Annotated in this window: 11 protein-coding genes and 1 pseudogene; 5 read left to right on the top strand and 7 right to left on the bottom strand. The window is 73.3% G+C overall.

All coding sequences use genetic code 11. The annotated features are described in order from the left end of the window. The coding region (locus JF597_RS05465; protein WP_293989787.1) for a KH domain-containing protein at nucleotides 1-375 on the top strand (375 nt) is incomplete at its 5' end. Nucleotides 376-394: 19 nt separating this feature from the next. Here the strand turns inward: JF597_RS05465 and JF597_RS05460 are convergent. Next, nucleotides 395-1,243 carry a helix-turn-helix transcriptional regulator gene (locus JF597_RS05460; RefSeq protein ID WP_293989784.1) on the bottom strand — a complete coding sequence of 283 codons (849 nt, stop codon included), beginning with the start codon at nucleotides 1,241-1,243 and terminating at the stop codon, nucleotides 395-397. A 122-nt stretch (nucleotides 1,244-1,365) separates the two neighbouring features. On the opposite strand from JF597_RS05460, the gene JF597_RS05455 reads away from it, so the two are divergent. After that, a complete protein-coding gene (locus tag JF597_RS05455) occupies nucleotides 1,366-2,226 on the top strand; it encodes an NAD(P)-dependent oxidoreductase (protein ID WP_293989781.1) in 861 nt (286 codons plus the stop codon). Here the strand turns inward: JF597_RS05455 and JF597_RS05450 are convergent. Both JF597_RS05450 and JF597_RS55465 read right to left on the bottom strand, forming a co-directional pair. Further along, a complete protein-coding gene (locus JF597_RS05450) occupies nucleotides 2,138-2,503 on the bottom strand; it encodes a hypothetical protein (RefSeq protein ID WP_366916379.1) in 366 nt (121 codons plus the stop codon). The two genes, JF597_RS05455 and JF597_RS05450, sit on opposite strands and share 89 nt — an antisense overlap. A 3-nt stretch (nucleotides 2,504-2,506) precedes the next feature. Beyond that, nucleotides 2,507-2,563 (bottom strand): annotated as a pseudogene (locus JF597_RS55465) (hypothetical protein); the annotation flags it as partial. A 172-nt stretch (nucleotides 2,564-2,735) separates the two neighbouring features. Here JF597_RS55465 and JF597_RS05445 point away from each other — a divergent pair. Beyond that, nucleotides 2,736-3,644: an S-4TM family putative pore-forming effector gene (locus tag JF597_RS05445; RefSeq protein WP_293989776.1), complete on the top strand. Its 909-nt coding sequence runs from the start codon at nucleotides 2,736-2,738 to the stop codon at nucleotides 3,642-3,644. Nucleotides 3,645-3,752: 108 nt separating this feature from the next. Next, the gene (locus tag JF597_RS05440) at nucleotides 3,753-8,765 is read left to right on the top strand and encodes a hypothetical protein (protein ID WP_293989773.1); all 5,013 of its coding nucleotides are present in this window, start codon (nucleotides 3,753-3,755) and stop codon (nucleotides 8,763-8,765) included. Here JF597_RS05440 and JF597_RS05435 read toward each other — a convergent pair. The 4 genes from JF597_RS05435 to JF597_RS05420 all read right to left on the bottom strand — a co-directional run bounded on the left by JF597_RS05435 (nucleotide 8,762) and on the right by JF597_RS05420 (nucleotide 12,825). Then, a complete protein-coding gene (locus JF597_RS05435) occupies nucleotides 8,762-10,018 on the bottom strand; it encodes an MFS transporter (RefSeq protein ID WP_293989770.1) in 1,257 nt (418 codons plus the stop codon). The two genes, JF597_RS05440 and JF597_RS05435, sit on opposite strands and share 4 nt — an antisense overlap. Continuing rightward, nucleotides 10,015-11,349, bottom strand: a complete 1,335-nt coding sequence (locus JF597_RS05430; protein ID WP_293989767.1) for a GH1 family beta-glucosidase — start codon at nucleotides 11,347-11,349, stop codon at nucleotides 10,015-10,017. The genes JF597_RS05435 and JF597_RS05430 overlap by 4 nt, the downstream gene beginning before the upstream one ends. Before the next feature lie 71 nt (nucleotides 11,350-11,420). Beyond that, on the bottom strand, nucleotides 11,421-11,687 hold the full coding sequence (locus JF597_RS05425) for a protealysin inhibitor emfourin (protein WP_293989764.1): 267 nt from the start codon (nucleotides 11,685-11,687) through the stop codon (nucleotides 11,421-11,423). 52 nt (nucleotides 11,688-11,739) lie between these two features. Next, entirely contained in the window at nucleotides 11,740-12,825 is a 1,086-nt protein-coding gene (locus JF597_RS05420; protein ID WP_293989761.1) for a M4 family metallopeptidase, read from the bottom strand. A 320-nt stretch (nucleotides 12,826-13,145) separates the two neighbouring features. Between JF597_RS05420 and JF597_RS05415 the strand changes: the two genes are divergently transcribed. Further along, nucleotides 13,146-14,219 (top strand): 2-isopropylmalate synthase (locus JF597_RS05415; protein WP_293989758.1); only part of this gene is annotated, 1,074 nt, incomplete at its 3' end.

The raw sequence follows: 14,219 nt of genomic DNA, 5'->3' as shown, positions 1-14,219 counted from the left end.
CTCTACCCCGAGGGCGACCTCACCGACGAGCCCGAGCAGGTCATGATCGCCGAGCTGATCCGCGAGGCGGCCCTGGAGGGCGTGCGCGACGAGCTGCCGCACTCCATCGCCGTCGTCGTCGAGGAGATGCTCCCGCGCGAGGACCGCCCCGCCGACAAGCCCCTCCTCGACATCCACGCCAACCTGTTCATCGAGCGCCCCAGCCAGAAGGGCATCGTCATCGGCCCCAAGGGCAAGCGCCTGAAGGAGGTCGGCATCAAGAGCCGCAAGCAGATCGAGGCCCTCCTCGGCACGCCCGTCTTCCTCGACCTGCACGTGAAGGTGGCGAAGGACTGGCAGCGGGACCCGAAGCAGCTGCGGCGGCTGGGGTTCTGAGGGGCGTAGGGGCGGGGTCTCAAGTGCGGCTCGGGGTCATGTCCTGCAGGCCCACCACGCGCAGCAGTTGCAGGCGTTCGGACGACTCCGTGCCCGGACGGGCCGTGTGGATGACGAGCTGCTGGTGGGTGGCGGTGTTGACGAGGACCTCGCAGTCCAGTTCCAGCAGGCCGACCGCGGGGTGCAGGAAGCGCTTGGTGGCCGCGCGGCGTACCGCCACCTCGTGTTCGGCCCAGAGCGTTGCGAACTCCTCGCTGCCGGCCATGAGTTCGGCGACGAGGGCGGTGGGGACCGGGTCGGCGGGGCGGGCCGCGGCCACCGCGCGCAGGTTCGCCACGTGTTCGCGGGCCCGCAGCGGGCGGTCCTCGGGCGGGCAGGGCCGCTGGGCCGCCGGGTCCAGGAAGAAACGGCGGACCAGGTTGCGCTCCCGTGGCGGCCGGGCCAGCAGGTCGCCGCTCAGCGCCCGTGACAGCGCGTTCTGGGCGAGGACCTCGCCGCAGTCGGTCGTCACCAGCGCCGGGGTGTCGTCCAGCCGGTCCAGGACCAGCAGCAGCCCCGGGCCGACGTGGGTGCCGGTCGCCTCCCGGCGCGGGGGCTCCTCGCCGGCCAGGTGGAACAGATGGTCCCGCTCGTCCGCCGTCAGGCGCAGCCCGCGGGCCAGTGCCGTCAGCATCTGGCGGGACGGGCGCGGGCCCCGGGACTGTTCGAGGCGCGTGTAGTAGTCGGCGGACATGCCGGCCAGCGACGCCACCTCCTCGCGCCGCAGCCCCGGGGTGCGGCGCCGGGCGCCGGGGGGCAGGCCCACGTCGGAGGGGTCCAGGCGGGTGCGGGCGTGGCGCAGGAAGTCGGCGAGTCCGGGGCGGTCCATGTCTCCAGGGTGGCCGGGGGCGTCCGGGTTATCCAGGGACTGCCGGTCCCCTGATCGGGAGGTCTCTCCCGGTCGCGGGGGGCCCGGGCGAGGGTGGTGGGACCAGAGCGGAGGAGAAGGTCATGATCACTCTTGTCACGGGTACGACCGGGCAGGTCGGGCGGCGGTTCGTGCCGCGGCTGATCACGCAGGCCCAGGGCGACACGGGGAGGGTACGGGTGCTGGTGCGCGACGCGGCCCGTGCGGAGCCGTTCGCCGCGCTGGGCGCCGAGGTCGCCGTCGGCGACCTGCGGGACGAGGAGGTGCTCGGCAAGGCCGTCGCCGGGGCGGACGCCGTCGTGAACGTCGCCGCCGCCTTCCGCGGCGTGCCCGACGACGAGGCCTGGGCGGTCAACCGGGACGCGGCGGTGGCCCTGGGCAGGGCCGCCGTCTCGGCAGGCGTGCGGCGGTTCGTGCAGGTCAGCACCGGGAACGTGTACGGCACCGGACGCGGCCGCCCGCTCACCGAGGAGGACGAGAGCCGGCCCGGCGGCGAGATGTGGGGCGCCTACCCCGAGTCCAAGATCGCCGCAGAGCGGGAACTGCTCGCACTCGGCGGAGACATGGAGGTGCGCATCGGGCGGCTGCCCTTCGTCTACGGCGAGGGCGACCCGCACCTCGTCAACGTCATGGCCTGGGCCGCGCACTGGGCACCCGCCCAGCGTCTCCAGATGGCCCACCACGCGGACGTCGCCCAGGGCCTGCTGCGCCTGCTGTACGCCCCGGCGGTGAACGGCCCGGTCCACAACATCGCCGACGACGCCCCCGTCACCACCGTCGAGCTGCACCAGCTCAACGGCGTCGAGCTGCCCGAGGACAGCCACAGCCGCACCGACCGCGACCCGTTCTTCGGGATCATGTCCACCCGGAAGATCCGCCGCGACCTCGGTTTCCGGCCGATCTATCCGAGCGTCTGGACGGCCCGGGACGCCGGGGTCCTCTGACGGCCCGGCGGCGCACCTCGCACAGGTAGATGCCGGCCGCGCCGCCGAGGACGACCCGGTCGCCGCGCGGATCGAACGAGCAGGAGGACAGGTGGTTGTCCACGCGCAGCCGGCACACCTCGGCCCCGGTCGCGGTGTCCCACAGGAGGGCCGAGCCGTCCATGGTGACGGCCACCAGACTCCTGCCGTCCGGGAACAGCGCGACGGACCACACCGCCGATCCGTCGCCGTCGAGACGGTGGCGCGGCAGCCCGGTGACGGGGTCCCCCAGCAGCACGCGGCCGTCGTAGCCGGCGCTGGCCAGCCGCCGGCCGTCCGCCGACCAGACCACCGCGCCGACCGAGCCACTCGGTCAGTTCAAGAAGCACCGTCATCGCCCCCGCACGACAACCTCGTCCCCCAAGGCCGGTCCGGGACATTCCGGCACCGTCCCGGACGCCTCGCCCTGTGTACACCCGGCGGACCGGCGGGCAGAGTTGAAGGGGACAGCCGAGGACGAGGGGGACGTCATGGGCAGCGAGCCGGCCGGGGGCTCCCGCATACCGTCGGAACAGAACGCCGAGGCGGCCCGGCAACGGCTGCGGGCCATGACCGTCTCCCACCGCAGGGCCCAGCGGCTGGCCAACGCCCGTACCGGGGTCTCCCTGCTGCTGGCCGCCGCCGGACTCGGCACCGTCCTGCTGCCCCGGTTCACCGTCACCGTGACGGTCCTCGGCGGACTCTGGGCCGTGGCGTACTCCGTGGGCCTCACCTCGTGGGAGAGCAACGAGGCCCGCCGTGCGGCGCTGCTCCAGGAGCTGTTCGACGTCCGGCTGTTCCGGCTGGAGTGGAACGGCCCGATGGCCGGCCCGCCGCCCGCACCCCAGCAGGTCAACGGCCTCAGCCGGCGCTTCCGGGGCGACGAGGCGGAGCTGCTGGACTACTACGAGATACCCGAACTGCCGCGCCCGTACGACGTGCTCGCCTGCCAGCAGCAGAACCTCGGCTGGGGCGCCCGGGTCCGCCGCCGCTACGCCAGGACCGTACTGACGGCGATGATCGCCTGGCTGGTCCTGGGACTGGTGGCCGGCCTCTCGGCGCGCATGAGCGTGCTCGACCTGCTCCTGCTGTGGTACGTGCCCTCGCTCGGCGCGGTGATGACGGGCCTCGAGGTGTGCCGCATCCAGTGGGAGGTGGCCGCGGAGCGGGAGCGGGTGATGGAGCTCCTGGAGGCCAGGGTCGCCGCAGGCGGCGACCCGGCCGCCCTGCTGGGGTTCGCCCGGCAGGTCCAGGACGTGATCTTCCAGTCGCGGCAGCGGCACACCCGCGTGCCCGACTGGTTCTTCCACCGCTTCAAGAACACGGACCGGGCGGACTTCCAGGCCGCGATGGAGCATCTGCAGAGCCTTGTCGCCCGTACGACACCACAACCCGGTTGATTCTGTGGCAGCTTGGTACGGACGGTATGCCCGAGCGGTCACCCGGCCGGCCACCGGTGCCGGGCTCCACGACGGGTACGGACGGGTCCTGGACGGGGAAGGCGGCGGGTGGAGAACGAGGCCGGCCTGCGGAGTCTGTTCGACGACAGGGCTGTCTCCGACGCCCTGGCCGAGTGGGCGGAGAAGGGGGCGCACGGCGGCAGGGTCCTGCCGGCCGTCCCGCCGTGGCGCCCGTTCGCCGACGGTGCCAGCGGAGCCCTGCTGGCCGCGGTGCAGGTCACGCCCCGCCCGGGCGCCGTGGTGGTCAAGGTGTCCACCGCCGGCCAGTCCGGGGAAGGGCACATCCACGCCCGGGCCCGGCGGACCGCGCCGGAGCACGTGGCCGAACTGCTGTGGACGTGGCCGGTGGGGGACGGCCGCATGCTGACGTTCCAGTCCCCGGCCGGGGACAGTCTGTACGACGTGGACACGATGGCGGCGCTGGAGAACGGCGAACTCCCCGACGCCTGTGCCTTCGTGACGAAGTGGCTGCTCACGGAGTGGAACGACGGCCCCGGCGGCGGTGATCCCCGGCCCGCCGGCGTCACGGAACTGCTGCGCGCCGAACTCGGCGCGCTCGTCTCGCACGGCGGCTCGGCGCTCGCGTACGGCTCGCGGATACCGGGCCTGGAGGCGGACCCGCCGTGGATCCGCGTCGACGGCCGGGACCTGCCGAATCCCCTGGCGATGGCCGTCGGCCACGCCGCACTGCCCGACCCTGAGCTGTATGTCGCACGCGGGCGGGCCCACGGCGACCTCCATCTGAACAACATCATGGTGCCGCACCGGGAGGGCACACCCCGCCACCAGGACTTCCAGCTCATCGACCTGGCCACCTTCTCCGAGGACGCACCGCTCTCCCGGGACGTGGCGATGCTGCTGCTGTCCGCCCTGGCCCCGCGCGTCCCGGCGGAGGCGGCCGGGGGCGGCGACACCCTGCTCAGATATCTGGTGCGTCCGCGCCGGCCGCTCCTGGACGAGATCCCGCCCGCGACCGGCCGCCTGGTGCGCGCCGTACGGGAGGCCTGTGCCGAGGCCGCGAAGGGCGGCCTCGGCGACCTGTGGAACACCCAGTTCCTGCTCTCCCTCGTCGCCACGGGACTGCGGTTCAGCACCTACGAGAACATGGGGGACGCCGGCCGCTGGTGGTACTTCCGGCTCGCGGCGCACGCGGGCGGCGAGCTGCTGCGGCGGTACGACGACGGCCCGTCACCGCAGGGACGGCCGGTCGACGCGCCCGCACCGGCCGCGCACCGCCCGGCACCGGCCCCCACGGCGGCCGCTCCGCCCACCCCGGACCGGGCCACCCCGGACCGGGCCGCCCCGGACCGGGCCGCCCCGGAGCCGCCCGAGGAGCTCCGCCGGCTGGAGACCTACAGCCGTACCGCGGTGATCGCCGCCGGCCACCAGGGCGCTTCCGGGCCCGGCGCACACCCCCTGGATCTGGCCGCGCTCGCCGTCCCCAGGGACGTGGAGTGGTCGTTGCTGGGCCTCCTCGCCGAGGGCGGCTCCGCGTGCGTGACCGGCGAGCCCGGCACCGGGAAGACCACGCTGCTGTGGCGGCTGTACAACGAACTGGAAGCGGACGACCACGGGCCGCGGCCCTATTTCCTGCGCGCCGGCGACCTGTGGAGCGCGACGGCCGGTGCCGCGCTCACCCTGGAGACGGTGCGCGCCGCCTGCCGCGCTCTGCCCGGCCCGACGGTCTTCCTCCTCGACACCGCCGACCTGCTGGTCTCCGACACCTCCGGCCTCGTGCTGGCCCGGGAACTGCTCACCGTCGCCGCCGAGCACTGCGTGCGGGTGCTGATGACCTGCCGCAAGGAGGCGGCACGCCACCTGCGGCCGTACGTGGCCGAGTTCGTCACCGAGTGGAAGGCGCTCGGCCCCTACAGCCCGCGTGAGCAGGAGGCGGCCATCCGGTCGCACGCCCGGTACTTCTACGAGGGCCAGGCCGAGGTCTCCGTGGCCGAGGTCTGCCGTACGGTCGCGAAGGCCGCGGTGCGGGGCCTGCCGATGCGCAAGGTCTGCCAGGCTCCCCTCACCCTGCGCATGCTGTTCGAGACATTCGCGCCCAGGGTGCCTCTGGTGGAGGAGATCGACGCCACCACCCTGTACGACCTGTACTGGGAGCACCGCGTCAGCCGGGACCAGCGGGCCGGGGACACCCCCACCGCCGGCGCGGTACCGGCGCGTGACCTCTCCGCGGCCGGTGAGGAGGCGGCCCGCCTGATGCTCCAGGAAGGCCGGCTCGAACTCGGCACCGCGGAGTTCGGCACGGGTGCGGGCCCCGGCTCCCCGAGCCCAGGTTCTCCGGGTCCCGGCCTGGTGGACGACCTCCAGGGGCTCGTGGCGCGCGGGGTGATCGAGCGGCAGGACACGGACGACACGGAGCGGTACTCCTTCTCCCACCAGAGCCTGTTCGAGTACGCCGCCGGCCGCGGGCTCTCCCGGAGCGCCGCGCCGGCCGGCGGGCCGTCCGACCTCGCCCAGCTGCTCGACTGGCTGAAGGAGCACCCCGAGGACCAGTTCCGCACGGCCGTCGCCGAACAGGCCCTGGTCCAGGCCTGCCGGGCCGGCGGCCGGGCGGCCGAGGCGGGCGCCGCACTGCTCACCGCACTGCTCGCCGAGACCCGGGACGGTGCGCCCGAACTGCACGGTCTGCGCGCTCTGCTGATCCGCGTCTACGCCAGGCTGCCCGCCCCGGACCCGGAACTGCGGCGGCGGTTCGGTCCCGTCGTCGCCGAACTGCCCCCGGTACTGGGCCGGATCTACCTGGAGGCGCTGCCCACGACCTGCCACCGGGACCACGGCCGGATCGTCGACGAACTGCTCGGCATCTGGCGCCGCGGCCACGAGGAACTCAGACAGCCCCTGCTCGTCGCCCTGGGCTGGCTCGCGGAGAGCCTGCCCGCGAGCGTGATCTCGGTCATCGACGCGGCCTGCCCGGCCGCGGCCCACGGCAGCGGCGGCTGCCGAGGCGTCCGGTGCGCTCCGCGGGAGTGCCTGTGGGCCTGGCTGCTGGCCCGGCACAAGTCGGAGGTCTTCAAGTTCCTGGCCGTACTGGAGGCACTGGCGCCCAAGCAGCCCGAGTGGGTGTGGCCCCGGCTGCGCACGCTGCTGACGGATCCGTCCAGCGACCTGGCACCGATGGCCCGCTGCCTGCGGCTCGCGGCGCGGCGGGTGGACTGGCCGGAGCGCCCCTACCCGGCGGTCCGGCCCGTCGTGCGGCACCGCTGGGGCCGGGAGCGCCCGCGCAACAAGGACGGCTTCGAACTCCAGGCGGCGCTGGGCCGGCTGACGGCGGCCTCGTGGCTGACCGGCGATCGGCCGCCGTCCCCGGACGCCGTCCTGGCCGCGGCCGTCCGGCGGCCCGAGGACGCGATGTCGTATCCCCAGGTGCGCGCGGTGTGCGAGATGGCGCTGCTGGCGCCGGCCGACGAGGTGCGGCGGCTGGTGGAGGTCGCGGCACGGACCGCGGGGCCGGCGGCCATGCCGCTGCTCACCGACCATCTGCTGCTGCCGCTGCTGACCGCCGCGGACGGCGATCCCGCGACGATCGGCGGCGACACCCCCTCCAGCCGGACCGCCGGCGGGGAACCCGCGGCCACGGCCGCGGTCCGCGCCTGGCTGGCCGGGGAACTGCGGGCCCTCGACAGCCCCGCCACCCCCGTCTCCTTCGCCCACCGGCTGGCGGAGCACACCTGGAGCCGCGATCTCGACGTGCCCACCGCGGCCAGGCTGGTGGCGCAGGCATGGCCGCGGGACGGCGATCGCGCGTCCCCCGCCCCGGCGCGGACGGGGGCGGAGCCGGAGACGGAGGAGAGACTGCGCCGGATCTGGCTCTCCGACCAGGGTGCCGTCCAGCTGCTGGTGGCCGCCGCGGCGGCCGGGCACCCACAGGCGCGCAGCGCCCTGCGGCTGTGGCGCACCGACCGGGCGGCCAGGGGTCGCGTCGAGGGAGCCGGCCGCAAACAGGGGGTGTCGCAGGAGGACCAGAAGATCTCGCTCACCCTGCAGCGGCTGCTGCCCGAACACCCGGAACTACTGGACGAGTTGTTCGCCGGCGGCACCATCGACCCGCGGCTGGACCCGGGCTGGCTGAACGAGGCGCTGGGGCGGCCCGGAGCCGGTGTCGACCGGCGGCTGACCACCGCGCTGCGCCGTCACGCCGACACTCTCGAACTGCTCTGCGACGCCACCTGGACCGGCGCGTTCGGTGCGACGAACGCCAAGCGGTCCTTCCTGCTGCGCGGGAAACTCGTCGCCCGGAAGGTCCTCGCCCCGCCGAGCGCCCGGCGCCTCGACGGGATTCTCGCCGGGGGCGGCCACCCGCACCAGGTCCGGGCCGCGCTCATGCTGGTCGAGACGGTCGTCGACCACAGCCCGAACGGCTCGCTCGACACCCCGGAGTGGCGGAACCTGGAGGAGACCCTGCGCGGTCTCGCGTCCCCCGCCCGGGCATCCGGGCCGGGGCCGACGGGGGCGGGCCGGGGCCGGCACGAGGACGTCGAGGCGGTGGCCCGCCGCTGCCTGACCGGGCTGGTGTGCCGGCATCACCCGCTGCACACGCCCCGGCAGATCGCCCGCGCGTGCGCGCATGCGCGCGGCCACCTGGCGAGGGCCACCGAGGTGGACGACGTGACGGTGCTCGGGCGGTTCGTCGAGCGGCTCACCGAGGCGTCGCCCGGGGACGCCGTCGCCGTGGTCAACGCGGCCGCCGGTACGCTGCGCGGGCTGGCGCGGGGGCAGGTGATGTCACTGGCCCAGCGCTGGTACCGCCCGCTCTCCCGCCTCGCCGAACGCGCCACGCCGGACCAGTGGAGGGAACTCGTCGAAGGCTCCTGGGAGGGCCCCCAGGAGATCCTGCGGGTGCTGATCCGGGCCGGTATCCGCAAGCGCACCGACGATCCGTCGGCCCATCTGCTGGCGATCGCGGACCGCAGCGCCTGGCCGGACATGATCCGGGAGACGGTGCGCGTCGGCACCCTCCTGCACATGGAGGGCAGCCGGCAGCGCTGGTTCCCCGCCCGGGAGCCCGCTTCCGGCCCACCCTCCCGGCCCAGCCTTCCGGCGCCCTAGTCGACCCCCCGGATCCGCCCCACCAGCCACGCCCCCGCCAGCCCGATCACCGCCGCCACCAGGTAAAGGACGCGGTAGCCGCCGAGGTAGGTGACGATCGGGGCGGCGAGGGCGGGGGCCGCGACCTGGGGGAGGGCGTTGGCGACGTTGATGACGCCGAGGTCCTTGCCGCGGTCCAGGGCCTTCGGCAGGACGTCGGTCATCAGCGCGAAGTCCACGGAGGTGAACACCCCGAAGCCGATGCCCAGCACCGCCGCGGCCACGATCGCCCCGGGCCAGGTCTGCCACACCGACAGCAGTGCCGTCGCGACCGCCATCAGCATCCCCGACCAGATCACGAACGGCTTGCGGCGGCCCGTCCGGTCCGACCAGACCCCGCCGACCACGACCGTCGCCATCAGCGTCAGCCCGTTGACGGCCGTCAGGATCAGCACGCCCTGGTCGGGGTCGGCGTAGTGCAGGCGGTCGCGGAGGTAGTAGAGCAGGTAGAGCAGCACCAGCGCGTTGCTGAGGTTGATGAGGAAGCGGGTCAGCCACGCCCAGCCCAGGTCCGGATACCGGCGCGGGCTCAGCCAGAAGCCCGCCAGGAAACCCCGCCAGGACCACTGAGGCCGGTCCTCCGGCGCCAGCCGCAGGTCCGGGTACCTGAGGACGTACGGCAGGACGCCCAGCGCCGTGAACACCGCGCACGCCACGTAGCCGGTGCCGACGCCCCCGGCGGCCGTCGCGAGCCCGGTGCCGCCGACCACGCCGAGGATCTGCGCGGCCCCCAGCCAGCCGCCCACCGAACCCCGCTGGAGCCGCGGCACCCGGTCCGGGACCGCCGCCGTGACCGCCGCGAAGGCCGCGTTCAGGGTGAGCTGGACCAGGGCCCAGCCCAGCATCATCGTCCACATGCCGCCGGCGCCCGCGAGGAGCAGCAGGGACAGCGCCCCGCCCGCCGTGCCGGCGACGATCCACGGGGTACGGCGGCCCCAGCGGGACGTCGTACGGTCCGACAGCGCGCCGAAGACCGGGTTCGCGGCCAGCGACACCACGGCGCCGACGCCGGTCACCCAGGCCAGCATCGTCTCCTTCGACATGCCGGAGCCGGGTGCGAAGTCCTTGGCCTGGGAGGCGAGCAGGATCTGGAGGGGGCCGTACCAGCCCACCCAGACGGCCCCGTTGGCCAGCGAGAGCGCCGACGTCCAGCCGCGGCCGACCCGCTCGACCGGCTCGGCCAGCGCGGCGGCGGGTTCCCGCAGCGTCGTCATCTCTGCGCCCGCAGGAGGTCCCGGTACCAGGCGTACGACGCCTTCGGCGTCCGCGCCCGGGTCGCGTAGTCGACGTGGACCAGGCCGAAGCGGCGCGCGTACCCCTCGGCCCACTCGAAGTTGTCGAGGAGCGACCAGACGAAGTAGCCCCGCACGTCGACGCCGGCCTCGACCGCCCTGTGCAGCGCCCGGACGTGGCCGTCCAGGTAGGCGATGCGGTCCTGGTCGTCGATGCCCTCGTAGGAGCAGCCGTTCTCGGTGATGACGACGGGCGGGAGGCGGTCGCCGTAGCGCTCGCGGAAACCGGTGAGGAGTTCGGTGAGGCCCTCCGGGACGACCGGCCAGCCGAAGTCGGTCACCGGCACGCCCTCGATGTCCTGGACGGAGAAGGGGAGTTCGGCGGGGAGGGTGAGCCCGCCGAACTCGATCTCGGTGCCCTGCGGGGCACCCACCCTGGTCGGGGCGTAGTAGTTGACGCCGTACCAGTCGAGCGGTTCGGCGATCACCTTGAGGTCGGCGGCGACGTCGCCTGGCATCAGGTCGCCCATCCCGTCCGGGTACTCGCCGAGCAGGACCGGCTCGGCGAACAGGCGGTTGAGGAGCAGGTCGTAGAAGGCGGCCGCCTCCAGGTCCGGCTGCTCCCGGGAGGCCGGCCAGGTCGGGCCGTGCGAGTTGGCGATGCCGATGTCGGCGGCGCCGGCCGCGCGCAGCGCCCGTACGGCCAGGCCGTGGGCGAGGAGCTGGTGGTGGGCGACCGGCAGGGCGTCGAACATCAGCTGCCTGCCGGGGGCGTGGGCGCCCAGGGCGTACCCGAACAGGGTCTGCTCGGCCGGCTCGTTGAGGGTGATCCACTTCTTGACCCGGTCGCCGAGCCGGTCCGCGACGGCCGAGACGTATTCGGCGAAGTGTGCCGCCGTGTCGCGGTCGAGCCAGCCGCCCTTCTCCATCAGTGCGGCCGGCAGGTCCCAGTGGAAGAGGGTCGGGACCGGGCGGACGCCCGCCGCGCACAGCTCGTCGACCAGGCGGTCGTAGAAGTCCAGGCCGCCCGCCGAGCGCACCCGCGGCCAGGAGATCGAGAAGCGGTACGCGTCCACGCCGAGGCCGGCCAGGAGCGCCACGTCCTCGCGGTGGCGGTGGTAGTGGTCGCAGGCCACCGCCGCCGTGGAGCCGTCCTTGATCCGGCCCGGCTCCGCCTCGAACACGTCCCACACGGACGGCTCCCGCAGGTCGGCCGCGCCCTCGATCTGGTGCGCCGAGGTCGAGACGCCCCAGAGGAAGCCGTCGGGGAACCGAGGGAAGGGGTGCAGCGGATGGACCGCGTCTGTCGCCATGGCGGGGATCATCCTTACCCCCGGTAACATAAGTCAACGCCCCGGCGTGAACTACCCGTTACGAGGCCCGGTCACGCCCCTTCCTTCAAGACCCGTGAGATCAGCTCGCGTTGGTCCTCGGAGAGCCGCGGGTCGGCCGCGTACACCGTCCGTCCGTCCACGGTGATCTCGTACGCGAACCCGTCCGGCACACCGGGCGGTGGCGTGCCCCGGCCGGCCGCGAGCGCGCGCTCGGCCAGAGCCTGCCACTCAGGGGCGTCGGGCCGGCCCGAGGTGTCCACCTCGGCCCGGCGCTCGATGCCCGCGAACCCGCCCGTGCGCCTCACCTGAATACGCATGGGTCCCTGTGTAGTACGGAACCGGGCGGCGTGCACCCCCGCCCCCGCACGGTCAGGCGGCCTGCACCCCCACCTGGGCCCAGGCCTTGAGGGCCGCCTCGCTCTCCTCGCCCGCCTGGTAGCGGGCCTTGGCCGCGGTGACCGTGAGCTTCGCGAAGTCCGCGAACGTGGCGTCCGACCGCAGCTCGCCGCCGGTGAGGACGTCGTACCAGATCTGCCCGGCCCGCTCCCACGCGTTGCCGCCGAGGGCGGTGGCGAGCAGGTAGAAGGCGTGGTTCGGGATGCCGGAGTTGATGTGCACACCGCCGTTGTCCCGGCTGGTCTTCACGTAGTGCTGCATGGTCGCCGGCTGCGGGTCCTTGCCGAGGCGCGGGTCGTCGTACGCCGTGCCCGGGGCCTTCATCGAGCGCAGCGCCACGCCGTGCACGCCCGGGGCGAGCAGGCCCTCGCCGATCAGCCAGTCGGCCTGGTCGGCGCTCTGGCCGAGGGAGTACTGCTTGATGAGCGAGCCGAAGACGTCGGAGACCGACTCGTTCAGGGCGCCGGACTGGCCGTAGTACTCCAGGTTGGCGGTGTACTGGGTGACGCCGTGCGTGAGCTCGTGGCCGATGACGTCGACGGAGGTGGTGAAGTCGACGAAGATCTCGCCGTCACCGTCGCCGAACACCATCTGGTCGCCGTTCCAGAAGGCGTTGTCGTAGTTGACGTCGTAGTGGACGCTCGCGTTCAGCGGCAGCCCGTTGCCGTCGATGGAGTCGCGCTCGTACGCCTTCAGGTACAGCTCGAAGGTGGCGCCGAGACCGGCGTAGGCGCGGTTCACGGTGGCGTCCTGGCCGGGCTCGGTCCCCTCCGCGCGGACCTCGGTGCCGGGGAGGTCGGTGCGGTGCCCGGCGTCGTAGATCGTGCGGTGGGGCGTGCTGTCGGCGGCGGCCGGGGCGGCGGCGGCCGCCAGGGTGCGGACCGCGGTCACGCGGCGGCGGGTGCGGGCGGCGGAGTCGTGCTGCAGGGTACGCAGCGCCGCGTCGGAGAGTGTCTGGTCCTCGTGCTGGGCGAGGTGGTCCAGGATGTGCGGCGGCACGATCCCGCAGAAGACGGGCGTGCGGCGGATGACGGGCTCAGAGCCCCCGTTGGTCGTCATGCACCGCACCTTCGCACCGAGTCACACGGCTGTCACTACCTGCAACCATGATTGGTGAAATACGGTGACAATTGACCACGCTCCGTGAGGGAGAGTGGTATGCCGCACGTTTTGTCCTATTTCTCCGTGCGGTCCCGCATACTGATACGGCGCCCCGCGTCCGAAGGGGCTCGGCTAGCATGCGGAGCATCATGCGTTTCGGGCTGCTTCTTCTTAGCTGCCGCGGCGAGGGCCTGTAGTCCAGGTCGACTCCCTCCCCGCGGAGCTTCGCGTTGCGTCGTCGGCCGTCCTTCCGGACACCCACTAGGAGCCCCGCAATCATGGCCAACCGCCAGCAGCCCAGCACCATGCCGATCCGCAAGTACGGCCGCTACGACCAGGTGGACATCCCGGACCGCACCTGGCCCGGGAAGCGGATCACCGAAGCCCCCCGCTGGCTCTCCACCGACCTGCGCGACGGCAACCAGGCACTGATCGACCCGATGTCGCCCGAGCGCAAGCGCCGGATGTTCGACCAGCTGGTCAAGATGGGCTACAAGGAGATCGAGGTCGGCTTCCCCGCCTCCGGCCAGACCGACTTCGACTTCGTGCGCTCGATCATCGAGGAAGAGGGCGCGATCCCGGACGACGTCACGATCTCCGTACTGACCCAGGCCCGCGAGGACCTGATCGAGCGGACCGTCGAGTCCCTGAAGGGCGCCCGGCGGGCCACCGTCCACCTGTACAACGCGACTGCCCCCGTCTTCCGGCGCGTGGTGTTCCGCGGCTCCAAGGACGACATCAAGCAGATCGCCGTCGACGGCACGCGGCTGGTGATGGAGTACGCCGAGAAGCTGCTGGGCCCGGAGACGGAGTTCGGCTACCAGTACTCGCCGGAGATCTTCACCGACACCGAGCTGGACTTCGCGCTGGAGGTCTGCGAGGCGGTGATGGACGTCTACCAGCCGGGTCCGGGCCGCGAGATCATCCTCAACCTGCCCGCCACCGTGGAGCGTTCGACGCCGTCCACGCACGCGGACCGCTTCGAGTGGATGCACCGCAACCTGTCCCGCCGCGAGCACGTGGTGCTCTCCGTCCACCCGCACAACGACCGCGGCACCGCCGTCGCCGCCGCCGAACTGGCGCTGATGGCCGGCGCCGACCGCGTCGAGGGCTGCCTGTTCGGGCAGGGCGAGCGCACCGGCAACGTCGACCTGGTCACCCTCGGCATGAACCTGTTCTCGCAGGGCGTCGACCCGCAGATCGACTTCTCCGACATCGACGAGATCCGTCGCGTGTGGGAGTACTGCAACCAGATGGAGGTCCACCCGCGCCACCCGTACGTGGGCGACCTGGTCTACACGTCCTTCTCCGGCTCCCACCAGGACGCCATCAAGAAGGGCTTCGACGCCATG

It is taken from the genome of Streptomyces sp., assembly GCF_019510245.1.
Taxonomy (GTDB): domain Bacteria; phylum Actinomycetota; class Actinomycetes; order Streptomycetales; family Streptomycetaceae; genus Streptomyces.
The sequence above is the reverse complement of the archived record's forward strand: the minus strand, read 5'-3'. Positions and strand labels throughout refer to the sequence as shown.

What these genes read in the sequence shown, in the direction of transcription:
- JF597_RS05460 (WP_293989784.1), bottom strand. Translation starts at nt 1,243, where the DNA reads ATGGACCGCCCCGGACTCGCCGACTTCCTGCGCCACGCCCGCACCCGC.
- JF597_RS05455 (WP_293989781.1), top strand. Translation starts at nt 1,366, where the DNA reads ATGATCACTCTTGTCACGGGTACGACCGGGCAGGTCGGGCGGCGGTTC.
- JF597_RS05445 (WP_293989776.1), top strand. Translation starts at nt 2,736, where the DNA reads ATGGGCAGCGAGCCGGCCGGGGGCTCCCGCATACCGTCGGAACAGAAC.
- JF597_RS05435 (WP_293989770.1), bottom strand. Translation starts at nt 10,018, where the DNA reads ATGACGACGCTGCGGGAACCCGCCGCCGCGCTGGCCGAGCCGGTCGAG.
- JF597_RS05430 (WP_293989767.1), bottom strand. Translation starts at nt 11,349, where the DNA reads ATGGCGACAGACGCGGTCCATCCGCTGCACCCCTTCCCTCGGTTCCCC.
- JF597_RS05425 (WP_293989764.1), bottom strand. Translation starts at nt 11,687, where the DNA reads ATGCGTATTCAGGTGAGGCGCACGGGCGGGTTCGCGGGCATCGAGCGC.
- JF597_RS05420 (WP_293989761.1), bottom strand. Translation starts at nt 12,825, where the DNA reads ATGACGACCAACGGGGGCTCTGAGCCCGTCATCCGCCGCACGCCCGTC.